The organism is Devosia sp. YR412 (genome assembly GCF_900110945.1).
GTDB lineage: Bacteria > Pseudomonadota > Alphaproteobacteria > Rhizobiales > Devosiaceae > Devosia.
Map to the genome: position 1 here is coordinate 481,224 of NZ_FOFL01000003.1, position 24,413 is coordinate 505,636.

A 24,413-nucleotide genomic window follows, 5' to 3' on the forward strand; every position below is an offset into this window, starting at 1 on the left:
GCGGCGACAGCTCAGTTGGGGCGGATGACGCCCTTTTTCAGCAGCACATTGCCATAGAGCCGGCGCTCGCCGGTCTGGACAATCGCATAGCCCTTGGAGACGCGCTCGTAGAAGGCAAAGCGCTCCATCGAGCTCAGGCCCATCTTGGATTCGTGGCGCTGGATGATCGTATCCATCTCGTCCATCACCGGCTCGCGCTGGCCGGCATTGCCGACCACCTGCATGCAGATCGCCGCTTCCTCGACAAAATCGTCGAGCGGCATCAGCGTCAGCACGGCGTCGAGCACGTCGGTCACGCTGATGCCATCGAGCCGCACCAGCGCCGGTCCGGCCGCGTCGGCTGGGTAATTGGCATCGACCAGCGCGATCTCGTCGCCATGGCCCATGGCGCGCAAAATGCCGAGCAGGTCGGGGCCGAGAATCGGCGGAATATTCTTGAGCATTGGGTCCTCCTCAGACCAATCTAACCGAAGGGAAAACTGTCGCTGTCGCTGCCCAGCGTCTCGCCATCGGCAAAGACCTCCGGGTGTTCGCGGGCGAAGGCGAAGAGCTCGACCATCACCGCATCGATATGAGCGCGCATGGCTTTCGACGCCTGCGCTGCATCTGCCGCGAGAATGCCGTCAAAGATCGCCTGGTGCTCGGCAATGGTCAAAGCCAGCCGGCGCGGGGTGATGATCAGCCGTCGCGCCCGGTCGAGATTGGCGCGGGCCGAATCGATAATGGTCTTGATCCGGGAAAAGCCGAGCGAGCGATAGATGATGTCATGAAACGCGATGTCGATATGATGGAAGGCCTCGGCATCGTCGCCTTCGGCCGCAGCGCGCTGCGCGGCCATATTGGCATGCAGCGCCTCGATCAGGCTCTGATCGTGGCTGCCGATCAGGACGCGCAGTGCTTCCGATTCGAGCCCCTTGCGGATCAGCATATATTCGCGGACGTCGGCAATGCGCACCAGCGAGACCGTGGAACCGCGCTGCGGCGCGATATCCACCAGGCCCTCGATCTGCAGCCGGGCCAGCGCTTCGCTGACCGGAAAGCGCGAGACGCCCAGTTCGGCGCAGATTTCCGTCTTGTCGATCATGCTGCCGGGCGGCAGTGCCAGCGTCACGATGGCCGTACGGATCGAATCGGTGACGTCAGCCGTCACGCTGCCGCGGGTCAGCGTCGCGGGTCTGGTCAAAAATCCGTAGGAACTTGTATGGTTGTTCATGCTAACATGTTAGTTAGAAGCAAGGTGCCTTACAAGGACCGCTACGACCGCACTCTGGCGGCAAAGCAGGTTGGCGTAAAGCGAAGTTGAGACCTCCTGCGAAAGTGCCTGCTATGTCCGAGACCATGACCCGCCCCCGGCCCACCACGCTGGTGCTCAATTCATCCGACAATATTGGTGTGGCCCTGGCCAATCTCGATGTCGGCACGGTGACGCCGCAGGGCATAACCATCATCCGCCGCGTGCCGCGCGGGCACAAGTTTGCCACCAGCGCCATCGCCCCTGGCGCCGCGGTCATCAAGTTCGGCCAGATCATCGGCTTTGCCAAGGTGGCCATTCCCGTTGGCGACTGGATCCATGAGCACAATTGCGGCATGGGCGCTGGCGACGGCACGCTGGAGCATGACTATGCCTTTGCCGAGGGCGCCATCGCGCCGCAGATGATCCCGCCCGGCCAGCGCGCGACCTTCGAGGGCTTTCGCCGCGCCAATGGCAAGGTCGGCACCCGCAATTATGTCGGCATCCTGACCTCGGTAAACTGCTCGGCCACCGTTGCCAAATTCATGGCCGAGGCGATCAATCGCTCCGGCATTCTCGACGACTATCCCAATATCGACGGCGTCATTCCCTTCGTGCATGGCACCGGCTGCGCCATGGATATGCAGGGCGAGGGCTACCAGATTTTCCGCCGCACCCAATGGGGCTATACCGCTAATCCCAATCTCGGCGCGGCGCTTCTGGTCGGTCTCGGCTGCGAGGCCTTCCAGATCGACAAGATGAAGGAAAGCTACCAGCTCAGCGAAACCGACACTTTCCAGACCATGACGATCCAGGAGATCGGCGGCACCAAAAAGATGATCGACTGGGGTGTCGAGCGCATCAAGGAAATGCTGCCGATTGCCGACCGGGCGCGGCGCGAGACGGTGGAAGCCTCCGAACTGACCCTGGCGCTGCAATGCGGTGGCTCCGACGGTTATTCCGGCATTACCGCTAATCCTGCCCTGGGTGTCGCGGTCGATATTCTGGTCAAGCATGGCGGCACGGCCATTCTCAGCGAGACGCCGGAAGTCTATGGCGCCGAACACCTGCTGACCCGCCGCGCCGTGTCGCGCGAAGTCGGCGAAAAACTGATCGAGCGCATCCACTGGTGGGAGGATTATACCTCCCGCAATGGCGGCGAGATGAACAACAACCCGTCCCCCGGCAACAAGCTGGGCGGGCTGACGACGATTCTCGAAAAATCGCTCGGCGCGACGGCCAAGGGCGGCACCACGCCGCTCACCGCCGTCTATGAATATGCCGAGCAAGTCACCGAAAAAGGCTTTGTCTTCATGGATACGCCCGGCTTCGATCCGGTCTCGGCCACGGGGCAGGTGGCCGGCGGCGCCAATGTCCTCGCCTTTACCACCGGGCGCGGCTCAGCCTATGGCTGCAAGCCGGTGCCGTCGATGAAGCTGGCCACCAATTCGGAAATGTATGCCCGCATGACGGACGACATGGACATCAATTGCGGCGATATCGTCGAGGGCGTTTCCATCGAGGACAAGGGCCAGCAGATCTTCGACATGCTGCTCGATATTGCCTCGGGCAAGCGAACCAAATCCGAGGAACTGGGGTATGGCGACAATGAGTTTGTCCCCTGGCAGGTCGGAGCGGTGATGTGAGCACCCAGCAGTCCACGGTCGACTATATCCTCGAACAGAGCGCCGGCGCCGGCACGATGACGGCCAAGAAAATGTTCGGCGAATATGGCCTCTATTGTGACGGCAAGGTTATGGCTTTCATGGCCGACGACAAGCTGTTCATCAAACCCACCGAAGCCGGCCGCGCCTATCTCGGCGAAGTGACAGAGGCCGAAGCATATCCGGGTTCGAAACTGTATTTCCTGATCGACGGTGAGCACTGGGACGACGCCGACTGGCTGGCTGGCCTGGTCAAGGCCACGGCCGATGACCTGCCCGCGCCCAAGCCGAAAAAGTCGAAGGCAAAATAGCTCAGGCCAGCAGCCGATAGACCGTGCCGACCCGCTCCGTGGTGGTCCGCGCATCCCCCACATCGCCGACCGCATAGCTCGCCACTGCGCTCAGCCGATTTATCGGCAGATCCCGCCGCCCAGGATCGCCGATCAACACGTCCATTCCAGCCGTCACGCAACGCTGCAGAAACGGCAACATGCGCTGCGCCACCTCGGCCAGATAGAACACATCGCCGCCCAGGATCATGTCGAGGCCGGTCGGCGCATCCCCCGCGATATCCACCGCCACCAGTGGCAGAGCCACCCCATTTGCCGCAGCATTGAGCGCTATCGCCGCCTGCCCATTGGCATCGATCTCCGCCGCGCTGGCCATGGCGCCCGCCTGCGCTGCGACAATCCCCACAAGGCCGGACCCAGCCCCCAGATCAAGCACGCGCTTGCCGGCAACCAGCTGCGGTTGCGCCCGAATATGCTGCGCCAGAGCCAGCCCGCCGGCCCATTGATAGGCCCAATACGGCGCCGCATCATCCGGGGTCACCAGCCGCGACAGCCGGCTGCCGGGATGGGCCGTGTAGAGCACCACGCCCGGCAGCGACGGCACCGGCTCGAGCTTCAGATTGTCCCCGATGAATGCCGTCGCATCCCGGCTCAAGGACGCTGCAATCCGACGGCCTTCACGTCCACGCTCATCAGATACTCGCTGCAGGTGATGAACAGCCGGCTGCGATCTGGCCCGCCAAATGTGACATTGGAGGTCTTGGCCCCGGTCTTGACGCGGCCGAGCAAAGTGCCTTTGGGATCATAGACATTTACGCCCAGCCCGGCGCTGCTCCACACATTGCCGGCGCTATCGAGTCGGAAGCCGTCCGACAGGCCGGAGTCCACATCGACAAACACGGAAGGATTCGTCAGCCGCGATCCGCTGACGTCGAATTTTCGAATCTGCGCCGGCCAGTTCGGATCATGGCTCTGTCCGGTATCGGACACATAGAGGATCGACTCATCGGCCGAAAAGGCCAGCCCATTGGGCTTGGCGAATTCATCGGCCACGACGCTCAGCGAACCATCTGCCGGATCGAAGCGATAGACATAGCAGCCGTCCTGCTCCTGGTCGGCCTTATAGCCTTCATAGTCGCTGAGGATGCCGTAGGGCGGATCGGTGAACCAGATGCTGCCATCGGATTTCACCACCACATCATTGGGAGAATTGAGCCTCTTGCCCCGATGGCGATCGACCAGCGTGGTCACCGTGCCGTCCCATTCGGTGCGCAACACGGCGCGCGCGCCATGCGAGCAGGACACCAGCCGCCCCTGGCGATCGCGCGCATTGCCATTGACGAAATTGGACGGCGTGCGGAACGGCGTGACGCCCAATCCGGGCACATATTGCAGCATGCGATTGTTGGGAATGTCGCTCCACACCAGCACATTGGTGTCGCCGAACCACACCGGCCCCTCGGCCCACAGGCACTGATCATACAGCACCTCGAGCCGCGCCTCCGCGCTGATCAGCGCATTGAATCTCTTGTCGATAATCTCGATCGCGTCGCCGCCACCAGCCATGCCGTTCCTCCCGGTCTTGCTGGCATTTGAGGGGAAGGGCCGGGCGGTGGCAAGCTTCGAACCGGCCCGCAGGGCAAAATCGCTCCTGTGGAGCGATTTTAGGCGAGAAGGCCATGAGGGCTATGCTCGAATGGCTCGTGTCGACTGCAACATCACGACAAAATCTATCCCCTTTATCCCCGCCCCCTCAACCTGCGCGCATACTCTCCTCATCCACCCCGCATCGGCGGCCTGCAGGCGACAGTGGCGGGAGTGGGCCGGGCACGGGACAATGACAGTCGCCGTGGGTTCACGCCCGGGCCTGTCGGTATGCAAGGATGTACCGGCCGCCTGACGCGGTTCATAAAACCGGACGTCCCGAGGCGGCGATCGTCTCACTATTCAAATCTCAAGAGGCGAAAGCCGTCTCGGGATCCGCCTCTTCGCAGCTGGTCTGCGGAGCAGATGAAAGGCTCCGGTGGAGCCTTTCAAAGCAAGAAGGCCATGAGAGCTGTGCTCGAATGGCAGACACCCGCATCCAGGCGGCGCTTTCGCACGTCGCATTGACGACTAACATGTTAGTTGCTAGGGCAGGAGAAATTCTCGGAGTTCCAGGCATGGCCGCGCTCGACAAGATCCTCACCGTCGATGAAATGAAGACCAAGGCGCGCCGCTCGGTGCCGAAAATGTTCTTCGAATATGCCGACAGCGGCTCCTATACCGAGGGCACCTATCGCGACAACGAGAGCGATTTCAACAAGATCAAGCTTAAGCAGAAGGTCGCGGTCAACCTTGAGGGCCGCAATCTCAAGACCGAGATGCTGGGCAAGCAGATCACCATGCCGGTGGCCATCGCCCCGGCGGCGACCGGCGGCATGCAGGTGGCCGATGGCGAGATCAAGGCGGCCAAGGCGGCCGAAAAATACGGCATTCCCTTCGCGCTTTCGACCATGGCCGTCTGTTCCATCGAAGACATTGCCGAAAACACCACGGCGCCCTTCTGGTTCCAGCTCTATGTCATGCGCGACCGCGATTTCATCAATCGCCTGATCGATCGCGCCAAGGCGGCGAAATGTTCGGCGCTGGTGTTGACCATGGACCTGCAGATCCTCGGCCAGCGCCACAAGGACATCCACAACGGCCTCTCCACCCCGCCCAAGTTCAATGCCTATTCCATCTGGCAGATGATGCAGCACCCGCTGTGGTGCGCCCGCATGCTGGGCACCAAGCGCCACACTTTCCGCAATATCGTCGGCCATGTCTCGGGCGACCATGACCTGGCCTCGCTGTCACAATGGACGGCCAGCCAGTTCGACCCGACCCTCAACTGGGCCGACGTCAAATGGATCAAGGAGCGCTTCGGTGGTCCGGTGATCGTCAAGGGCGTGCTCGATCCCGATGATGCGCAGGCCGCGGTGGACAATGGCGCCGATGCGATCGTCGTGTCCAACCATGGTGGTCGCCAGCTCGATGGCGCGCCCTCGACCATTCGCGTGCTGCCCGAAATCGTCGACCGCGTCGGCAACAAGACCGAGGTCTATCTCGATTCTGGCATCCGCTCCGGCCAGGACGTCATCAAGGCGCTTGCCTATGGCGCCAAGGGTACCTTCATCGGTCGGCCGATGCTCTATGGCCTGGGCGCCGGTGGCGAGGCCGGCGTCACCCGCGTGCTCGATATCATCCGCAAGGAACTCGACACCACTATGGCGCTATGCGGCGAACGCGACATCCTCAATGTCGGCCTGCACAATATCTATTCCAACGACATCCCGCCGCGGAACGCGCCGCTGCTGAAATAGGATTTATCCCCTGTACGGCCGGCCGGTGCTAACATCGCCCTCGGTCAGCTGGGAATAGACAGCCCCCGCGACCGCCTTCATCTGCGCCTCGGGCAGGGTGCCGACCACGGTGCAGGTGATGCGCGCATTGGCCCAATAGAAAGCTTCGGCGCCGTCCTGGGAGGTGAATTCATAGGCCGCGGCGCGATCGGGCAGGGCGGCGGTGACATAGATGGTGACGCGCTGCTTGTCGGGGTTTTCATACATCAATTGCGCGGCACGCCCGCCGGCATCGGGCGCACCGGGCAGCAGGCGCCCGCCGACCAGGGTAAAGCCTTCGGCGTCGAGATTGGGCATGCCCAGTCTGGTATCGAGCCGGTTGGACAGCCAATTGCTCAAATGCTCGCTGTCATCGCTGCCGACCTCCACCGCATGGCGGTTTTCGGCGACATAGACGGCATGGGCATTGACCGCATCGGCGATCAGCGTGGCGCTGGCAGGCCTGGCTTCGAACAGCGGCCGGGCAAACCAGCCGGCGCCGAGGCCCAGCCCGACGAGCACCACGGCCGCCGCAGCCAAGCCCCAGCCGCGATTGCGACGGTGGGCAAGTTCGGCAGCCAGACGGCGCGGCCTGAGGCGTGCCGGCACCGGTTCGCCGCCCGCTGGCGCAAACAGGATCCGGATGGCATCGCTCTGCCGCTGGATCAACGCCACTTCGGCGGCGGCCTCCGGATTGGCAGCCAGATGCGCGTCCATGGCGGCGTGCTCGCTCTCGGGCAGGTGGCCGTCGGCATAGGCCATCAACATGTCGCGGGTGATCTGCGTCATTTGACGGTCCTCAGATGCGGTTCGGCCGGTATGCCGGTGGCAATACGCAGGGCAGCGCGGGCCCGGCCCAGCCGGCTCATCAGCGTGCCAATCGGTACGCCCGTTATCCCCGCTGCCTCGGCATAGGGTATACCTTCAAGTGTCACGAGCAGCAGGGCTTCCTTTTGTTCACTAGGGAGGGTTTCAATGGCGCGGGCCAGTTCCGCCAGGGCAATATGGCCCGGCTGGGCGGCCGGGGTGGAAAATTCGGGCAGGGAATCGATATCGACCTGTTCGCCCCGCCGCCGCGACGAGCGCAGGGCGTTGCGATGCAGGTTGAGCAGGATGGCGAAGAGCCAGGCGCGGACCGGACCGGTAGGCCGGAACAATCCGCGCTTGGCGATGGCGCGTTCGAGGCAGTCCTGCACCAGATCATCGGCCAGATCGACATTGCGCGTCAGCGCCCGGGCATAACGCCGGAGAGCTGGTACGCAAGCTTCGACCTGATCGAGGAATTGGTCCACGGGGTGCCTGAAGGTCAGTCTACCGCAAGATGCCAGACACCGCCGACGCCGTCACCCTTGATGTCACCGGCGGCGACGTCTTCGTACCAGTAATACAGCGGCCAGCCTTCATGTGCCCACATCTTGGTGCCGTCGTCGCGGGTCACGACGGTGAATTCGCCGTCATCCTTGGCGTCGGCAGCGGCCATCAGCGGCGGCCATTTGACGGCGCAGTCGCCATTGCAGACGCTCTTGCCGTCGCCCTTGGTGTCCTTGTCGAAGGTGTAGAGCGTCATGCCATTGGCATCGGTGAACACCTGCTGACCGCCGATATCGACGGTCTTGATGGTGCCGCCGAGGTAGTCCTCGGCGAAAGCGGGAGCGGCCAGAAATGCCAGTGCGGCGGCACCGGCGAGAAGCGAACGAAACTGCATGGGTCTTCCTCCTGTTGCGGGTCGACGACGCGGCCCTCAGCAGATCAACACTCCCAATTGCAAAATAATCCCCGCCTGCTCAAACAAAGCTAGACTGGGAACAGGCGCATTCCTTGATTTGCAAAAATCCGATGACGTGCCATGAAGTAAGCAGATGCAAACGACGGGGAGGGTCGGAGGTGTCGATTGCCTTGCGCATAACGCGCGTGATTGACGAGATCAGCCGGAGGATTGGTCTCGTGGCCGTCTGGCTGGTGCTGTTCTCGGCGCTGGTCAGCGCTTTCAACGCCCTGTTCCGCTATTCCGTCGCCGCGATGATTTCGCTGGAGCGCTCTATCGGCGGCGGCGTGTTCGGCGGCATGGTCTATATCTATACCCACTATTCCAACGTGCTCTCCGAGTCCGTCTGGTACATGTTCGGCGGCATGGTCATGCTGGGCGGCGCATGGACGCTCAAGATGAACGAGCATGTGCGCGTCGATCTCATCTATGGCGCGGTCAGCGAGCGCACCCGCACCTGGATCGACTTGCTCGGCGGGCTATTCTTCCTTTTGCCGCTCTGCATCCTGCTGATCTATTTTACCTGGCCCTGGTTCATGCAGGCCTGGACGCAAAACATCTATTCCAATGCAGCCGGTGGCCTGCCGCGCTGGCCGGTACGGCTGATGCTGCCGGTCGGCTTTGCCGTGCTGGGCCTCCAGGCCATTGCCGAGATCATCAAATGCATCCTGGCGCTAACCACGACTTATGTCCGCGAATTTGCCTATGAGAAACCGGCGCAATGATTGATCTTATTCGCGACAACATGGCGCCGATCCTGTTTGGCGGCCTGGTGCTGTTCCTGCTCATCGGCTACCCGGCGGCCTTTTCACTGGCTGCAGTGGGTCTGTTCGGTGGCCTTGCTGCCATTGAGCTCGGGCTGATCGCGCCGCAATTCCTCGGCAATCTGACCTACCAACTTTATGGCGTGCTCAGTAACGAGCTGCTGCTGGCCATTCCCTTCTTCACCCTGATGGGCGTGATCCTTGAAAAGAGTGGCTTGGCCGAAGATCTCTTGGAAGGCTTCGGGCAATTGTTCGGCGGGGTGCGCGGTGGCCTCTCCTATGCGGTGATCATCGTCGGCGCCATTCTGGGCGCCATCACCGGCACGGTCGCCGCCTCGGTCATCGCCATGGGGCTGATCTCGCTGCCGGTTATGATGCGCTATGGCTATAATGTCCGCCATGCCACTGGCGTCATCGCTGCCTCGGGCACCATCACCCAGCTGATCCCGCCCTCGCTGGTGCTGATCGTATTGGCTGACCAGCTGCAGCGCTCGCCCGGCGAAATGTATATCGGCGCCACCGGCGCCTCGATCGTCCAGGTCCTCTTGTTCATGGGCTGGGTGTTCATCCTCTCGATCATCCGCCCGCAGGATGTGCCGGCACTGCCGCCCGAGGCGCGCACGCTCAAGGGCTGGCCACTGTGGAAGACCATCATCCGCGGCACCGTCCCGTCGCTGGCGCTGATCTTCATCGTGCTCGGTACGATTCTTTTGGGCCTCGTTACGCCAACCGAAGCCGGCGCCATGGGCGTGGTCGGGGCACTGCTGCTGGCCTGGATGAATGGGCGGCTGAGCTGGGCCGTCACCTGGGGCGGCATGGTTTCCACCATGCGCCTCACCGCCATGGTGGTGTTCATCCTGCTTGGGGCCCGCGTCTTTACCCTGGTGTTCCAGGGCGTTGGCGGTGGTCACTGGATCGAGGAACTGCTGTCCAATCTGCCGGGCGGGGTGGTCGGCTTCCTGATCTTCGTCAACATCTTCGTTTTCGTGCTGGCCTTCTTCCTCGATTTCTTCGAGATCGCCTTCATCGTCATCCCGCTTTTGGCGCCGGTGGCCGAAAGCATGGGCATTAACCTCGTGTGGTTCGGCGTGATGATCTGCGCCAATATGCAGACCAGCTTCATGCATCCGCCTTTCGGCTTCGCGCTGTTCTACTTGCGGGGCATTGTGCCGCGCGACAAGGTCAAGACCACCGACATCTATATGGGCGCCATTCCCTGGCTGGTGCTGCAACTGATCCTCGTTGGCCTGTTGATCGCCTTCCCGCAGCTGGTGACCTTCTTCCTAGAAGCCCCCACCGAAGTCGATCTCGACACCATCCAGATCGTTCTGCCCTCGAGCGGCGGCGAGGTAACGACACCCGGCTTTACCGCACCGCCGCCACCGAGCTTCGGCACGCCACCCGCGCCGAGCTTCACCACCCCGCCGCCGCCGGCCTTCTGACGGCGGGCAAACAAAAACCCCGGGGTTTATCCCCGGGGTTTCCGCATCAGCTACACTCGATAGATGTCAGAGCTTGTTGGCGCGCTGCTGGTTCTGCATGAAGGCGTCGTAGTTCAGTTCGGCAATCTGGTTCCACAGGTAGTGGTCCTTGCGGAAGGCAGTAATGGAATCCCAGATGGCCTTGAAATGCGGGCTGGAGGCCGAGAGTTCGGTATAGGTTTCATTGGCGGCCTCGAAGCTGGCCTCCATGATTTCCGGACTGAACGGACGCAATTGCGCGCCGGCTGCCACCAGCTTCTTGATGGCGGTCGGGTTCACATAGTCATACTTGGCCAGCATGTCGGCACTGGTTGCCTGGCAGGCGGTCTTGAGCAGGCTCTGGTAAGCGGGCGGCAATTCCTCGAACTTGGCCTTGTTGACCAGGGCATGCACGGTCGGGCCACCTTCCCACCAGCCGGGATAGTAGTAATAGGGCGCGACCTTCTGGAAGCCGAGCTTTTCGTCGTCATAGGGGCCGACCCATTCGGCGGCGTCGATCGTGCCCTTTTCCAGGGCATTGTAGATCTCGCCGCCGGGCAGGGTCTGGGGAATGACGCCGAGCTTGGTCAGGATGGTGCCGGCAAAGCCGAGGCGCATCTTGAGGCCCTGCAGGTCGGCAACGGTGTTGATTTCCTTGCGGAACCAGCCACCCATCTGCGCCGCGGTATTGCCGCAGGGGAAGCCGACGATATTGTAGTCGGCGAGGAAGGCATTGGTGATGTCGAGGCCGCCGCCATAATAGTACCAGGCGCTCATGCCGCGGGCATTGAGCGAGAAGGGAATGGCGGCCATGGCCGCCCAGGCGACATCCTTGCCGGAGAAATAATAGCCCACGGTATGGGCCATTTCGATAGTGCCTTCGGACACCGGGTCGACCACTTCGAAGGCCGGCACCAGTTCACCGGCGGCGAAGACGTCGATGGTGAAATTGCCGTCCGAGGCTTCGCTGACATAGTTGGCCAGCGTTTCGCCGCCGCCATAAATGGTATCGAGACCCGGCGGGAACGAGCTGGCCAGTCGCCAGGCCACCTTGGGCTGGCTTTGGGCAATGGCCGGCATGGCCAGGCCGGTCGTGGCAGCAACGGCGCCGGCGCCGACAGCGCTGGCCTTGGTGAAAAACTTGCGACGATCCAACTGAAGTCCTCCCTGTTGCGACCGTCACCCTCCCGTTCCGGTCACCACCGACAATACACGGCACAAAAGCCGAGTAAAGTCGGCCAATATGGCAAGTCCTTGGGGCGGCTTAACGAAGTGCGGTTCTGCTGCCGAATGGGAGGGCAAAGGCGCAGGACGCTGGTGACAGCGGCGCCAAAAATGCTATGTGGCTGGCGATATTGCCGGGAGGGCGCTGTATGTTCGTCGTGGGTGGTGAAAGCCTGGTTGATCTTGTGCCTGCAGGGCCTGGCACTGGGGCTGAACGGCAACCAATCGCCGGTGGTTCGCCCTTCAACTGCGCCATCGCGCTGGCCAAGCTGGGAAATCCGACCGGGTTCCTGTGCCCGATCAGCACCGACGCCTTTGGCGACATGCTGCTGGCGCCCCTGGCCGACGCCGGTGTTCAGGTGCTGATCAAAGAGCGCGTCGGCGCGCCGACCACCAAGGCCATCGTCACCTTCAATGAGAAGATGCAGGCCAGCTACGTCTTCGAGCGCGGCGCCGAGCGCGCCTTTACCGGCGAAAGCCTGCTGGCTGCGCTGCCAGGTGGCGTTTCCGTGCTGCAATTGGGCGGCTTCGTGCCGATCGAGCCGGACGACGCTGCGGCCTGGTTTGCAGTTGCCGAAAAGGCCATTGCCGGCGGCGCTGTGGTCACCATGGATATCAATGTGCGGCCGCTGCTGGTCGAGGACGAGGCCACCTATCGCAGCCAGCTGTCGCGCCTGCTTGATCTGGCGCATGTTATCAAGCTGTCGGATGAGGATCATTACTGGCTCGAGCCGGACGTTAGCCTTGAAGACTATGCGGCCAAGCTGCTCGCCCGGCCCAACTGTGAATTGGTGGTCATCACCCTCGGCGAAGCCGGTTCGCTGGCCTTCACGCGCAATGCGAGTGCCCAGGCGCCGATCTATTCGCCGCCGGTTTTCGTCGACACGGTCGGTGCAGGTGACAGCCTGATGGCCGGCGTGCTCACCGCGCTGTCGGAACGTGGTGCGCTGCGTCCCGGACAATTGGGCACGCTGGATGTTCCGGCTCTCGAGGCCATGCTGCGCTTCGGCGCGGTGGTGGCGGGGATCAACTGCGGTCGCAAGGGCTGCCAGCCGCCGACCCGCGCCGAGGTCGATGCCGTCCTCGGGAAATAATCCCGACAGTACGGCTGACATTTCCGTTAGTTGCCAGTGTGATCGGCGTCTGCTCTCTATCGTGTGAACAGCGCAGAGGGTTGAGCGATGCGGCGTGGACTGGTGATTCTGGGAGTTCTGGCGGTGATCGCCGCAGGTGCTGCAGTGTATTTTCTCAAACCGGTCAACGGCCCGCCGCGCGACCTGACGCTGGTCGGTGACGCAACCCGCGGCGACTACCTGATCCGGCTCGGCGGTTGTGTGGCCTGCCACACCGATGTCGCCAATGGTAAGGCCTTCCTCTCCGGCGGCGCGGGTCTCGAAACCCCGTTCGGCACGTTCGTGCCGCCCAATATCACCTCGGATCCGAATGCCGGTATCGGCAGCTGGACCGTGGCGCAGTTTTCTGACGCCATGAGCAATGGCATGGGACCGCAGGGGCATCTGTACCCGGCCTTCCCCTATGAGAATTACACGCTGATGAGCGACCAGGAGATCGTCGATCTCTATGCGGCGTTGATGGCGACCGAGCCGGTCAGCGAACCCGCCGCCGAAAGCCAGATTCCGTTCCCCTTCAACATCCGCCTCGCCATGGCGGGCTGGAAAAACCTGTTCTTCTCTCCAGCGCGCTTCGTGCCCGAGGAAGGCAAGTCCGAGGCCTATAACCGTGGCAAATATCTCGCCATGGGGCCGGCCCATTGCGTGGCCTGCCACAGCCCGCGCAATGCGCTGGGCGCGGTGCAATGGGACCAGGCCTTTGCCGGCTCGCCCGGCGGTACCGGTGGCCGCGCCCCGGCCATCACTCGCGATGCCTTGATTGGCGATGGTTATGACGAGGAGACGCTGGCGCAAGCCTTGCTGGACGGTTTCACGCCGGGCTTTGATGTGCTGGGTGGCCCGATGGGCGAAGTTATCAAGGATTCCACCTCGCTGTGGACGCCAGAAGATCGCGCTGCCGTGGCGGAATATCTGATGGCGGAATGATCCGATCCACCCAGAAGCGTTGCTTGCAAGGCCGGTAGTTCCACGTAAGGTCTTCCTCGGACTGGCCCGGGGAAGTTGATGGTCGAGACCGACGATGATGGACTGGGCGAAGAGGCGCAGCGCGGCTTTGCCTCCGAAGACCATCCCATCAATGCCCATACCGATTTGCAGGCCGTGGTGCTGCTGGTCTATCGCTATCGCTGCGCGCTGACCGGGGCGCAGTTCGAGAAGCCGGTGATGCATCTCCACCGTGATCTGGACGTCGTCGCCATCCAGCCGCGTGAGCAGGGTGGCCCGCTGGCCATCGCCAATTATCTGCCGATGCTGCATTCGTTGGTGCGGCCATTTCGCGACGGGCTGATCACCATCGAAGACGACTATCGCATCGTCGTTCCGCATGGCGATCTGCTCGATCGCGACATGCTCTCGGCGCTGCGCGGTTCGCTGGCTTTGCCGGACGAGGACCTGTTTCGGCCCGCTCCCAGCTATCTAGCCTATCACCGGCGCTACGCGTTGGGTCGCTAGGAGCCTCGAAATTTTCAAGGAACGGGCTTGCGGGAAGTTTCGCGGCGACCTAACGCTTGGCCAACAGTTCGAGGACCGATCATGCCGCAAGATGCCGCCGCCATCCGCTCCATCCTCTCGCTTGCGCCCGTGGTGCCGGTCATCATTCTCGATGACGTGAGCCAGGCGCGGCCGCTGGCCGAGGCGCTGGTGGCCGGTGGACTGCCGATCCTCGAGGTGACTTTGCGCACGCCCAATGCGCTCAAGGTCATGGAAGAGATGGCCAAGGTGACTGGCGCTATCGTCGGTTCGGGCACGGTGCGCTCGGCTTTGCATATGAAGCAGTCGGTCGATGCTGGTTGCCGCTTCATGGTGTCGCCGGGGATTTCGCCGCGGATACTGGATGCCGCCGACGATATCGGCATTCCGCTGCTGCCGGGCATTGCGACGCCGAGCGAGGCAATGACGGCGGCCGAGCGGGGCTATAGTTTTCTCAAATTCTTCCCGGCCGAGGCCAATGGCGGGGCGCCGGTGCTGAAGGCGTTTGCCTCGCCGCTGCCGGATATCACCTTCTGCCCGACGGGCGGCATCGATCCGGCCAAGGCCAAGGTCTATCTCGGCCTGCCCAATGTGATCTGCGTCGGCGGGTCGTGGATCATGCCGGCGGATGCGCTGGCTTCGAATGACTGGGGCCGGATCGAGGCGCTGGCGCGCGAGGCTTCGGCGCTGCGCGGCTAGGATGGCTGTTCCCGAGGATGGCCTGACCCATCTCAGGGTCACGCTGAGCGAAACGGCCTATATCGGGCCGGGGCGGGCGGATCTTTTGGAGCTGATCAGCAGCACCGGATCGATTTCGGCGGCCGGCAAGGCCATGGGCATGAGCTACAAAAGGGCCTGGGGGCTGGTGCAGGCGCTCAACGAAGGCTTTGGCCAAGCGCTGGTCGAATCCAGCCGGGGCGGCCCGACGCAGGGCGGGGCGCAGTTGACCGATGCGGGCAAGAGCGTGGTGGCACATTATCGCCAGATGCAGGACAGGACGCGGGTGGCGATCGCCGAGGATGTGGCCGCCTTGCGCGATATGTTCGTACGGAAATAACGCTTGCCCTGTGCTGTGATGGCGGGTGAAAACCGATATGGATTTCAAACCATATCGGAGCTTTCGATGAACCGCGTCCTCCTGGCCATGCTGGCCGGCCTGCTTGTCTCCACCGCCGCCCATGCCGAGACGGTGAGCGTTGCCGTTGCCGCCAATTTCACCAAAGTGGCGGAGCAGCTGGCGCCGATCTTCAGGGCCGAAACCGGCCATGATGTCGTCTACAGCTTTGGCGCTACTGGCCAGCTCTATACCCAGGCGACGCAAGGTGCGCCCTTTGAAGTGTTTCTCTCGGCCGATGATGTGCGTCCGACAAAATCCATCGAGGATGGCATCGGTGTCGATGGCACCGTCTTCACTTATGCGATCGGTGCGCTGGCGCTTTATTCGACCTCCCTTGATCTGAGTGATGGTAAGGCTGTTCTCGAGGGCGGGGATTTCGAGAAGATCGCCATCGCCGATCCCGAGACGGCACCCTATGGCCGTGCTGCCACCGAAGCCCTAGCCGCACTGGGACTGACCGAGGCCGTCACACCCAAGCTGGTGACCGGCGAGAACATCACCCAGACGCTGCAGTTCATCGAGAGCGGCAATGCCGAGCTCGGCTTCACCGCGGCCAGCCAGGTCGTCGGCAAGTCCTCGGTCTGGCTGGTGCCGGCCGATCTCTATGAGCCGATCCGCCAGGATGCCGTGCTGCTCAAGACGGGCGAAGTCAATCCGGCGGCTTTGGCCTATATCGACTTCCTCAAGAGCGATGTCGCCGTGGCCGTGATAGAAGCAGCGGGCTACGTCGTCGAATAAGCGGACCGCAGGATGAGCTTTGCCGATATCTGGACGCCGGTCAGCCTGACGCTGACCCTCGCCACCATCAATACGCTCATCCTGCTTCTGATCGGCACGCCGATCGCCTGGTGGCTGGCGCGCAGCAGGAGCCGCTATCGCGAGGTGGTTGGCGCCATTGTCTCGATGCCGCTGGTGCTGCCGCCGACAGTGCTCGGCTTTTACCTGCTCATCGCGCTCGGCCCCAATGGGCCGGGCGGCTGGATTGCCAGCCTCTGGGATGGGCGGACTTTGGCCTTCTCCTTTACGGGGCTGGTGATCGGCTCGTTCTTTTATTCGCTCCCCTTCATGGTGCAGCCTTTGCGCAATGGCTTTGCGGCGATCGGTGATGATGCGCTGGAGGCGGCGACGAGTCTCGGCGCCTCCAACTGGCAGCGCTTCTGGCGCGTGGCGCTGCCCTTGGCTCGGCCGGGTTATATTACCGGTGCGGTGATGACTTTTGCCCATACCGTCGGGGAATTCGGCGTGGTGCTAATGATCGGCGGCAATATCCCGGGGCAGACCAAGGTGATTGCCATTGCGCTCTACGATTATGTGGAACGGCTGCAATGGGCCGAGGCGCATGTGATCGCGCTGGGCATGGTGGTGTTTGCCTTTGTGGTGATTGCCGTCACTCTCACAATCGACCGAAGGGTCAATGTGCCCATGCCTTAAGATCAGTCGATATTCAGCTGATGCTGGTCTGCAAATACCGCCTTTCTGCGCTTCCGGTGCTCACGTACCCAAACGTACGCTCCGCTCCGGTTCTCGAAAGCCGATATTTTCGACTCAGCCTGAGCTGAATCTCGACTAATCTTACCGGCCAAATGACACAGGCGAGCCGAAGCGCCGCCTGCGGTGCGGTTATCACGAGTAACGGGCGGCCTTTGGACCGAAAAGTTTAGTAGAGTGGCCCAAAGGCCGCCCGTCACGATCCGCTTTTGCACAGGGTCCGGTTCAGGCGGTACCATTCTTGCAGGTCCGGCTGCCGAGTTTCCAACCCCACTGGAGAAGCGCCCCTCTCCCACGGTCGCCCCGCCCGGCCCTGCGTCGGGGCCGCGTGTGTGGCGGGTATGGGAACAGTATGCGGCAGGTTGGAGGGGCGTGGATAGATTTCGGGTTTTTGCTGGTGGGGCAGGGGGATGATGGGGTGAATACTGTTTGATCGGACCACTGAACCAGCAGTCAAAACCCGCCATTCGAGCATAGCTCTCATGGCCTTCTCCCCTCAGATTGCTCCACAGGAGCGATCTGCTCTTCGGGACGTCTCGAAGCCCCATGAGGGGAGGGATCAAGGGAGGGGGTAGGCCACGCACTCGGTGTTCTTGGACCGATACCCCGTTCCTGCTCGATGACGGAATTAGCGAAGGGCTAAGTCCTATCTCACTTCCCTCCCCTCAAGGGGAAGGGTGAGCTCCACTCCCGACCACACCCTAATCCTCTAGACCGCCAGTTTTTTCAGCATCGTTTTGGTGATCGACTGCGTGGCGTCGAAATAATCCGTCCACGGATCAGGCTGTCTGGCCCGTTCCGCGGCGTCGGCGAGAGAGAACTGGTTTGCCGCCTTGATGCCGTCGAGCTCGTCCCAGCTGATCGGCACGGCGACCGGTGCGCCTTCGCGGGAGCGAGGGGACCAGGGGGCGATGGCGGTGGAGCCGCGTTCGTTGCGGAGATAGTCGATGAAGAGTTTGCCCTTGCGCTTGGCCTTGCTCATGGTGGCGACGAAACGGTCGGGTTCACGGTCGGCGAGGCGCTGGGCGATGCCTTTGCAAAAGGCTTTGACGTCAGGCCATTCGGCGGTGGCGCGGAGCGGGGCGATGACGTGAATGCCCTTGCCGCCGCTGATCAGTGGATAGGTGTTGAGGCCGAAGGCGTCCAATTCTTCGCGGATGGTCTGGGCGGCGGCGCGGACGTCGGCGAAGCCGAGGCCTTCGTCGGGGTCGATGTCGAAGATGATGCGCTCGGGCTTTTCGACGCTTTTGATGCGAGATCCCCAGAGGTGCCATTCCATGACATTCATCTGCGTGCCGGCGATCAGGCCGGCGAGGTCGGTGATGTAGAAATAGTCTTCCTTGCTGCCGTCCTTTTCGGTGATCAGCAGGGACTTCATGGCATCGGGAAAGCCGCCGGTATCGTGCTTCTGGAAGAAGCAATATTTGGCGCGGCCTTGTGGGCAGCGCAAAAGGCTGAGCGGGCGGTTTTCGATATAGGGCAGCATGCGCTCTCCGACGGCGGCATAATAGGCCACGAGGTCGGCCTTGGTGACGCCCTGGCCGGGATAGACCACGCGATCGGGGCTGGTCAGCTTGATGCCGGCGGCTTCGGCGGCGGCGATGCCGGCCTGGGTGCCGAGCGGGGCTGACTTGGTTTTAGCCACGGGTTTTTCCATGGCGACGTCGCCGGCCGGCTTGTCTTCGCGGAGGCCCAGGAAAGAGGGGTGGCGAAGGATATTGTCGGGCGTGACCTCGGCATAGCCAACTTCGGCGACCAGTTCCGGGGCGACCCATCTGGCGCCGCGGGCGATGAGTTTGGGCACTTCGGCAAAGGGTGAGGTTTTACGGGCGCGGGCGTCGAGCTGTTGCTGCAAGTCGTGGGCGCTGTCCACGGTGAAGCCGGTGCCGACGCGACCGCGATAGACCAGCTTGCCGTTTTCCCAGGTGCCGAGCAGCAGGGAGGCGAAGCTTTTTTTCTTGGTCGATGGTGACCAGCCGGCGATGACAAATTCCTGGCGCTTGCTGGCCTTGATCTTGAGCCAGCTGCGATTGCGGCTGCCGCTATAGGTTGCTTCGGCCTGTTTGGCGATAATGCCTTCGTGCCCTTCGCGGGCGATGGCGTCGAAAACCTTCTGGCCATTGCCGGTGACATGGGCCGAGAACTGGACTAGCGACGAGGACTCGATTTTGCCGAGCAGTTTTTCGAGTTTTGCCTTGCGCTCGGTGAGCGGTTGTTTAGCGAGGTCCACGCCGTCGAGTTCGAGCAGGTCGAAGGCGAAAAAGGTCAGCGGGCCGCCATTGGAAAGGTGGTCCTTAAGCGTCGAGAAATCTGTGCGGCCCTTGGCGTCGAAGGCGCAGAGTTCGCCGTCGATCAGGGCACTGCCCTTGGTGATGCGGGTGAGGGGCGGGACAATGGCGGCGAACTGCTCGGTCCAATCCTTGCCGGTGCGGGTATAGAGCCTGACCTGATCGCCAGAGATGGCGGCCTGGCAGCGATAGCCGTCGTATTTCATCTCGAAGACCCAGTCGCTGCCCTCAGGAATGTCGGTGACGAGGGTGGCGAGTTGCGGCTCGCGGAATTTGGGCAGATCAGCGGTCTTGCCGCTGCGCTTTTTGGGCAGGGGATTATCGACCGCCTTGGCGGCGTCGGAATGCCAGACCGCGTCGGCTTTGGTCTTGCTCTGCTTTTTGGGCTTGAGGCCCTTGGCAATGCCGTCGAGATCGCGGCCGGTGGTCACAGACTTGGTGAAGCGGTCGGTGAGCAGCTCGCCAGTATCTTTGGCATGGTCGTCATTGTGCTTGATGAGCAGCCAGTTTTCGCGTGGCGGTCCGGATTTGCGCTTGGTGTCGCGGCCCTTCATGTGGACCAGGACATATTCGCCCTTCATGCGGTGGCCGTTGATCTTCATCTTGAGATCTCCGGCTTCGAGGGCGGCATGCGGGTCGCCGATCGGCTCCCAGGTGCCTTCGTCCCAGAGCATGACGGTGCCGCCGCCATACTCGGCTTCGGGAATGGTGCCTTCGAATGAGCCGTAGTCGAGCGGATGGTCTTCGACGCGTACGGCAAGGCGCTTGTCGGCGGGATTGTCGGAGGGACCCTTGGTGACGGCCCAGCTCTTCAGCACGCCATCCAATTCGATGCGGAAGTCATAGTGGAGGCGTGTGGCGTCGTGTTTTTGGACGAGGAAGCGGTAACCAGGCGCGCCTTCGCCGGCCTTGCCGGACGGCTCCTGGGTTTTGGTGAAGTCGCGCTTGGAATTGTATTCGCGGAGGAGTTCGGTTGCGGGTTTCGTGGCCATTTATGCCAACCCGCCGGCCGGTGTCTCGGCTCTCGCGCCCCCTCTCCCCTCAGGGGAGAGGGCTGGGGTGAGGGGTTCAGCGTTGCGGACGGATCGATTGTCATTACCTGCGCTGAACCCCTCACCCGTCGCTGCGCGACGACCTCTCCCCTCTGGGGAGAGGTGGGCCGTGGGCATGCAGCAGTTTTGTGACCGCCCAGACATCGCTAGCTTGCCTTCTTCCGCGGTGCAGGCTTGGCCGCCGGCTTCTTGGCGGCGGTCGTTGTCTTGGCAGCCGGCTTGCTAGCGGTGGATTTGGCCGGAGCCTTGCCGCCTTCGAGCGAGGATTTCAGCGCGGCCATCAGGTCAACGACATTGGAGCCGGAGGGGCGGCTTTCCGGTTCGTCGTCCTTGGTGGAAATCTTGCGGCCTTTGGACTTGAGCTTGCGGCCGATCAGTTCGCGCAGCGCGGTCTGGTAGTGATCCTTGAACACCGAGGCGTCGAACTTGTCGGTCTTCTTGTCGATCAGCGCAGTGGCGACTTCGAGCAGGTCGGGATCTGCCTTTTTGGAGGGAATGTCGGTGAAATAGGGGTCGGCTTTCCGCAGCTCCTCCTCATAATGGAGGGTTTCCAGAAGAAGGCCTTTGCCGGAAGGCTTGATGGCGACGAGATATTCCTTGCCGCGCAGAGCGAGCTGGCCGAGGCCAACCTTGTTGGATTTGCGCAGGGCATCGCGGATGACGACGAAGGCGTCGTCGGCCAGATCGTCGGCGGGGACCATGTAATAGGGCTTGTCGAAATACAGCGGATCGATCTCGCAGGCGCCGACGAACTGGGTCAGTTCGAGGGTCTTGCGGGTTTCGAGCTTGACCGCGTCGATCTCGTCCTCCGTGAGCAGGACATAATCGCCCTTCTCATATTCATAGCCCTTCATGATGTCCGAGGTGTCGATCGGGCCGATGCCGTCGACCACTTTTTCATAGTGGATCGGCTTGCCGGAGGGCTCGTGGATCTGGCGGAAGCTCGGCTTGGCGTTGGACTTGGTGGCGGTATAGAGTTCAACGGCAATAGAAACGAGGGAAAGGCGCAACTGGCCTTTCCAGATCGGACGGGACGCTGGCATGGCGGAGCACTCGCTGACTGTTCAGGCCTTGCAACGAGTCCCGATGGTGACTCGTTCCGCCGCGCCCGGCGTTGCGCCGTCTCCGTCTCCTCCCTAAGCTCGCGGCAATGAAGACCAAGGGAGAATCAGCGATGGATTGGATGAACGGCTTTGCGCTGGATGGGCTCAGCATTACGCTGATCGCTCTGGGCATCCTGGCGCTGCTGGTGTTGTTTGCCGGCGCCAAGACAGTGCCGCAGGGCTATAATTTCACCATCGAGCGGTTTGGCAAATATACCCGCACGCTGAAGCCGGGGCTGAACCTGATCGTCCCCTTCATCGATGGCGTCGGCAAGAAGATCAACGTCATGGAGCAGGTGCTCGACGTGCCGCACCAGGAGGTTATCACCCGCGACAACGCGTCGATCACCGCCAATGGCGTGACCTTCTACCAGATCCTCGATGCGGCGGCGGCGGCCTATGAAGTGTCGGACCTGCAGAATGCCATTCTCAACCTCACCATGACCAATATCCGTACGGTGATGGGTTCCATGGACCTCGACGAGCTGCTGTCGAACCGCGACGAGATCAACCATCGCCTTCTCAAGGTGGTGGATACGGCGGTATCGCCCTGGGGTGTCAAGATTACCCGTATCGAGATCAAGGATATCGATCCGCCCAAGGACCTGGTGGATTCGATGGGCCGGCAGATGAAGGCCGAGCGCGAGAAGCGGGCAGCAATCTTGGAGGCCGAGGGGCGGCGGCAGTCAGCGATCCTGCAGGCGGAAGGCGCCAAGCAGGCGCAGGTGCTGGAGGCCGAAGGGCGCAAGGAAGCCGCCTTCCGCGATGCCGAGGCGCGCGAGCGGTCGGCCGAGGCGGAAGCGCGGGCCACCACCATGGTCAGCGAGGCGATTGCCTCGGGCAGCGTGCAGGCGATCAACTATTTCGTTGCGAACAACTATATCGAGGCGCTGGGCAAGATTGCCACCTCGCCGAACCAGAAGGTGCTGATGCTGCCGGTGGAGGCAGCCAGCGTGATCGGGTCGATTGGCGGCATTGCCGAGATTGCGCGCGAGGCATTTGGCGGCAGCGGGCCGTCGGTCCCGGTGCGGCCAGGCCGGCCGCCGTCGGCGGGCCAGTCCTGAAATGCAGGTGATTGATTTCATCGCCGGCAACGGGCCCTGGGCCTGGTTGATTGCCGGGCTGGTGCTGCTGGCGCTGGAACTGGTGGTGCCGGGCGGGTTCCTGCTGTGGATGGGCATTGCCGGCATCGTCACCGGTGTGGCGGCGCTGGTCTGGCCGATCGGCTGGCCGGCGGAATGGCTGATCTTTGGCGTGCTGTCGCTGGTGTCCATCGCACTCTGGGTGCGGTGGACGCGGTCGCGGCCGGCGGTGACGGATCGACCGTATCTGAACCGGCGGGCGGATCAGTTCATCGGGCAGGAGGCGGTGCTGGAACAGGCGATTGCGCAGGGCTTCGGCCGGGTGGTGCTGGGCGATACGGTGTGGCGGGTGGCCGGCGCGGATTTGCCGGTCGGGCAGCGGGTGCGGATTGTCGGCAATGAGGGCGCTGTGCTCATGGTCGAGGCGCTGGACTAGCGCCGGACAAGGCTTTTTTAACCATAATGGTGGAAGGATAGACCCGAGCCCGGCGACCTGCCGCATGGCCATTTCTTGTTGGCGGAGCGGATGCTGGTGCGGTTGCGGGCGACAGGTTTGGGATTGGTGAGCGTGGTGACGCTTGCGCTGGTCCTGCCGGCGCTGGCCGATCCTCTGACGTCGGGCGATGGTTCGGGCGTCGACAACGAGCGGCTGCTGCCGGGCGTCTATCCGACGGGGCCGGTGCTGGAGAGCAGCGCGGGCCTGGGCGAACCCTATGATCCATTTTTCGATGTCGACTGGTCGGTCGGGCTGCGCGGCGTCTATACCAATGCGACGGCCGGCGAGCGTTTCGATGTGCAACTGGTGCCCTCCGTCAAGCTCGAGCATATCGGTACGCGCTCGGCGGTCAATTTCGATGCCAGCGCCGAGATCACGCGGCCGCATGAGGGCAATAGCGTCGATGTCACGGCCCTGCGGCTGGGGCTGCAGACGGGCTATCAGCTCGACAGCGTGACGCGGCTCAACGGCAATGCCAATTTCGCCATCACCCAACAGATTGCCGGCACGCCAGGGCTAGCGCCTAATATTGCGATTGCGCCGCGGACCATTACTGGTGGCGGCGATGTCGGTGTGACGCGGCAATTCGGCAAATTCAATGTGTCACTGACCGGCGCGGCCCAGCGCACCAGCTATGGGCCGACGACGCTGCGCGATGGCACGGTGATCGACAATTTCGAACAGGATTACTGGGCACTGGACAGCGGCTTGCGCGTCGGCTTCCAGGCGACGCCGATCTTTGAAGTGTTTGGCTTGGCCGGTGCCGGTCGCGATATTTTCGATTATCAGTCGGCCAGCTTGGGCGTCAGCACGGATGCGACCGATTATGCGCTGAAGGGCGGCGTGACCGGGCGCTGGAATAGCAATCTGGAAGTCACTGGCTCCGCCGGCATGGGCCTGCGCAAGTTCGATGTAGCCAGCCTCGGCGAAGTGGTCAGCCAGCTCTATGACGCGCAGATCGCCTATACGCCGGATGAAACGCTGCGGCTGACGGCTGCGTTGGCCACGACGGTAACGCCGCCCCGGCCCGACGATGCCGGCACGACGCGGGTGGATTACACGGCGACGGCCGGGGTCAACTACAAGGTCAATTCCTGGCTGGCGCTGCGGGCCTTTGCTGACTGGTACACGGCGCGCTTTGAAGGCAGCGCCAATGTCGAGACCGGCCATGGCTATGGCCTGGGCGCCGACTATACGGTCAACGCCCATACGGCGGTGACGGCGGATTACGAATTCGACCATTCCGACACCACGTCTTACGGCGTGCAGGACGCCCATCGCGTCACGATGGGCGTGAAGGTCTCTCGTTAGAGGTGGTCGTCTAAGTCGAGCTTGCGGAGTTCCTTGAGGAAGCCTTCGCGGATGTCGTCGCGGTCGAGCGCGTAGACGACATTGGCCGTGAGAAAGCCGATCTTGGAGCCGCAGTC

25 protein-coding genes are annotated in these 24,413 nt (G+C 62.5%); 15 read left to right on the forward strand and 10 right to left on the reverse strand.

From position 1 onward, the window contains the following. Positions 1-11 precede the first annotated feature (11 nt). Both BM045_RS13600 and BM045_RS13605 read right to left on the reverse strand, forming a co-directional pair. Positions 12-443, reverse strand: coding sequence for an RbsD/FucU family protein (locus BM045_RS13600; protein WP_092184108.1), 432 nt, complete (start codon positions 441-443; stop codon positions 12-14). A 20-nt stretch (positions 444-463) separates the two neighbouring features. After that, positions 464-1,213, reverse strand: a complete 750-nt coding sequence (locus BM045_RS13605; RefSeq protein WP_092184110.1) for a GntR family transcriptional regulator — start codon at positions 1,211-1,213, stop codon at positions 464-466. Positions 1,214-1,338: 125 nt separating this feature from the next. On the opposite strand from BM045_RS13605, the gene BM045_RS13610 reads away from it, so the two are divergent. Beyond that, positions 1,339-2,877: a UxaA family hydrolase gene (locus BM045_RS13610; RefSeq protein ID WP_092184229.1), complete on the forward strand. Its 1,539-nt coding sequence runs from the start codon at positions 1,339-1,341 to the stop codon at positions 2,875-2,877. Further along, positions 2,874-3,206, forward strand: coding sequence for a TfoX/Sxy family protein (locus tag BM045_RS13615; protein ID WP_092184112.1), 333 nt, complete (start codon positions 2,874-2,876; stop codon positions 3,204-3,206). The genes BM045_RS13610 and BM045_RS13615 overlap by 4 nt, the downstream gene beginning before the upstream one ends. Before the next feature lies 1 nt (position 3,207). On the opposite strand, the gene BM045_RS13620 is transcribed toward BM045_RS13615, so the two are convergent. Both BM045_RS13620 and BM045_RS13625 read right to left on the reverse strand, forming a co-directional pair. Then, complete coding sequence (locus tag BM045_RS13620) at positions 3,208-3,840, reverse strand: class I SAM-dependent methyltransferase (protein ID WP_244522997.1); 633 nt, start codon at positions 3,838-3,840, stop codon at positions 3,208-3,210. Beyond that, on the reverse strand, positions 3,837-4,751 hold the full coding sequence (locus BM045_RS13625) for an SMP-30/gluconolactonase/LRE family protein (protein ID WP_092184116.1): 915 nt from the start codon (positions 4,749-4,751) through the stop codon (positions 3,837-3,839). Before BM045_RS13625 ends, BM045_RS13620 begins: the two co-directional genes overlap by 4 nt. 596 nt (positions 4,752-5,347) lie before the next feature. On the opposite strand from BM045_RS13625, the gene BM045_RS13630 reads away from it, so the two are divergent. Next, a complete protein-coding gene (locus tag BM045_RS13630) occupies positions 5,348-6,529 on the forward strand; it encodes an alpha-hydroxy acid oxidase (RefSeq protein ID WP_092184117.1) in 1,182 nt (393 codons plus the stop codon). 3 nt (positions 6,530-6,532) lie between these two features. On the opposite strand, the gene BM045_RS13635 is transcribed toward BM045_RS13630, so the two are convergent. Genes BM045_RS13635 through BM045_RS13645 form a run of 3 tightly spaced genes read right to left on the reverse strand, consistent with a single transcriptional unit; the run spans position 6,533 to position 8,252 of the window. Continuing rightward, a complete protein-coding gene (locus BM045_RS13635) occupies positions 6,533-7,336 on the reverse strand; it encodes an anti-sigma factor family protein (protein ID WP_092184119.1) in 804 nt (267 codons plus the stop codon). Further along, a complete protein-coding gene (locus BM045_RS13640; RefSeq protein WP_092184121.1) occupies positions 7,333-7,839 on the reverse strand; it encodes a sigma-70 family RNA polymerase sigma factor in 507 nt (168 codons plus the stop codon). The genes BM045_RS13635 and BM045_RS13640 overlap by 4 nt, the downstream gene beginning before the upstream one ends. A 14-nt stretch (positions 7,840-7,853) precedes the next feature. Continuing rightward, entirely contained in the window at positions 7,854-8,252 is a 399-nt protein-coding gene (locus tag BM045_RS13645) for a COG4315 family predicted lipoprotein (RefSeq protein ID WP_092184123.1), read from the reverse strand. Positions 8,253-8,431: 179 nt separating this feature from the next. Here BM045_RS13645 and BM045_RS13650 point away from each other — a divergent pair, with 179 nt between their 5' ends. Together BM045_RS13650 and BM045_RS13655 are read left to right on the forward strand one after the other, a co-directional pair. Continuing rightward, a complete protein-coding gene (locus BM045_RS13650) occupies positions 8,432-9,037 on the forward strand; it encodes a TRAP transporter small permease subunit (RefSeq protein ID WP_092184125.1) in 606 nt (201 codons plus the stop codon). Continuing rightward, entirely contained in the window at positions 9,034-10,518 is a 1,485-nt protein-coding gene (locus BM045_RS13655) for a TRAP transporter large permease (protein WP_092184127.1), read from the forward strand. Before BM045_RS13650 ends, BM045_RS13655 begins: the two co-directional genes overlap by 4 nt. A gap of 66 nt (positions 10,519-10,584) precedes the next feature. On the opposite strand, the gene BM045_RS13660 is transcribed toward BM045_RS13655, so the two are convergent. Further along, positions 10,585-11,691 carry a TRAP transporter substrate-binding protein gene (locus tag BM045_RS13660; RefSeq protein WP_092184129.1) on the reverse strand — a complete coding sequence of 369 codons (1,107 nt, stop codon included), beginning with the start codon at positions 11,689-11,691 and terminating at the stop codon, positions 10,585-10,587. A gap of 218 nt (positions 11,692-11,909) precedes the next feature. Between BM045_RS13660 and BM045_RS13665 the strand changes: the two genes are divergently transcribed. The 7 genes from BM045_RS13665 to modB all read left to right on the forward strand — a co-directional run bounded on the left by BM045_RS13665 (position 11,910) and on the right by modB (position 16,908). Further along, entirely contained in the window at positions 11,910-12,854 is a 945-nt protein-coding gene (locus tag BM045_RS13665) for a carbohydrate kinase family protein (RefSeq protein WP_170848504.1), read from the forward strand. Positions 12,855-12,956: 102 nt separating this feature from the next. Beyond that, positions 12,957-13,817, forward strand: a complete 861-nt coding sequence (locus tag BM045_RS13670) for a c-type cytochrome (RefSeq protein WP_139198792.1) — start codon at positions 12,957-12,959, stop codon at positions 13,815-13,817. Between the two features lie 78 nt (positions 13,818-13,895). Then, positions 13,896-14,342, forward strand: a complete 447-nt coding sequence (locus BM045_RS13675; RefSeq protein WP_092184134.1) for a hypothetical protein — start codon at positions 13,896-13,898, stop codon at positions 14,340-14,342. A gap of 81 nt (positions 14,343-14,423) precedes the next feature. Next, a complete protein-coding gene (gene eda, locus BM045_RS13680) occupies positions 14,424-15,059 on the forward strand; it encodes a bifunctional 4-hydroxy-2-oxoglutarate aldolase/2-dehydro-3-deoxy-phosphogluconate aldolase (protein WP_170848505.1) in 636 nt (211 codons plus the stop codon). 1 nt (position 15,060) lies between these two features. Next, positions 15,061-15,417: a winged helix-turn-helix domain-containing protein gene (locus BM045_RS13685; protein ID WP_092184136.1), complete on the forward strand. Its 357-nt coding sequence runs from the start codon at positions 15,061-15,063 to the stop codon at positions 15,415-15,417. A gap of 66 nt (positions 15,418-15,483) precedes the next feature. Next, on the forward strand, positions 15,484-16,215 hold the full coding sequence (modA, locus tag BM045_RS13690) for a molybdate ABC transporter substrate-binding protein (RefSeq protein WP_092184138.1): 732 nt from the start codon (positions 15,484-15,486) through the stop codon (positions 16,213-16,215). A gap of 12 nt (positions 16,216-16,227) precedes the next feature. Next, positions 16,228-16,908, forward strand: coding sequence for a molybdate ABC transporter permease subunit (modB, locus tag BM045_RS13695; RefSeq protein WP_092184140.1), 681 nt, complete (start codon positions 16,228-16,230; stop codon positions 16,906-16,908). Positions 16,909-17,674: 766 nt separating this feature from the next. Here the strand turns inward: modB and ligD are convergent. Continuing rightward, the gene (gene ligD, locus BM045_RS13700) at positions 17,675-20,245 is read right to left on the reverse strand and encodes a DNA ligase D (protein WP_092184142.1); all 2,571 of its coding nucleotides are present in this window, start codon (positions 20,243-20,245) and stop codon (positions 17,675-17,677) included. Positions 20,246-20,451: 206 nt separating this feature from the next. Further along, positions 20,452-21,348, reverse strand: coding sequence for a non-homologous end joining protein Ku (locus BM045_RS13705; protein WP_092184143.1), 897 nt, complete (start codon positions 21,346-21,348; stop codon positions 20,452-20,454). A gap of 140 nt (positions 21,349-21,488) precedes the next feature. Between BM045_RS13705 and BM045_RS13710 the strand changes: the two genes are divergently transcribed. From BM045_RS13710 to BM045_RS13720, 3 genes are all read left to right on the forward strand, one after another. Then, a complete protein-coding gene (locus BM045_RS13710; protein WP_092184232.1) occupies positions 21,489-22,472 on the forward strand; it encodes an SPFH domain-containing protein in 984 nt (327 codons plus the stop codon). Positions 22,473-22,479: 7 nt separating this feature from the next. Beyond that, positions 22,480-22,926, forward strand: coding sequence for an NfeD family protein (locus BM045_RS13715; protein ID WP_244522999.1), 447 nt, complete (start codon positions 22,480-22,482; stop codon positions 22,924-22,926). 135 nt (positions 22,927-23,061) lie between these two features. Further along, entirely contained in the window at positions 23,062-24,297 is a 1,236-nt protein-coding gene (locus BM045_RS13720) for an outer membrane beta-barrel protein (RefSeq protein WP_170848506.1), read from the forward strand. The last annotated feature ends 116 nt before the right edge of the window (positions 24,298-24,413 follow it).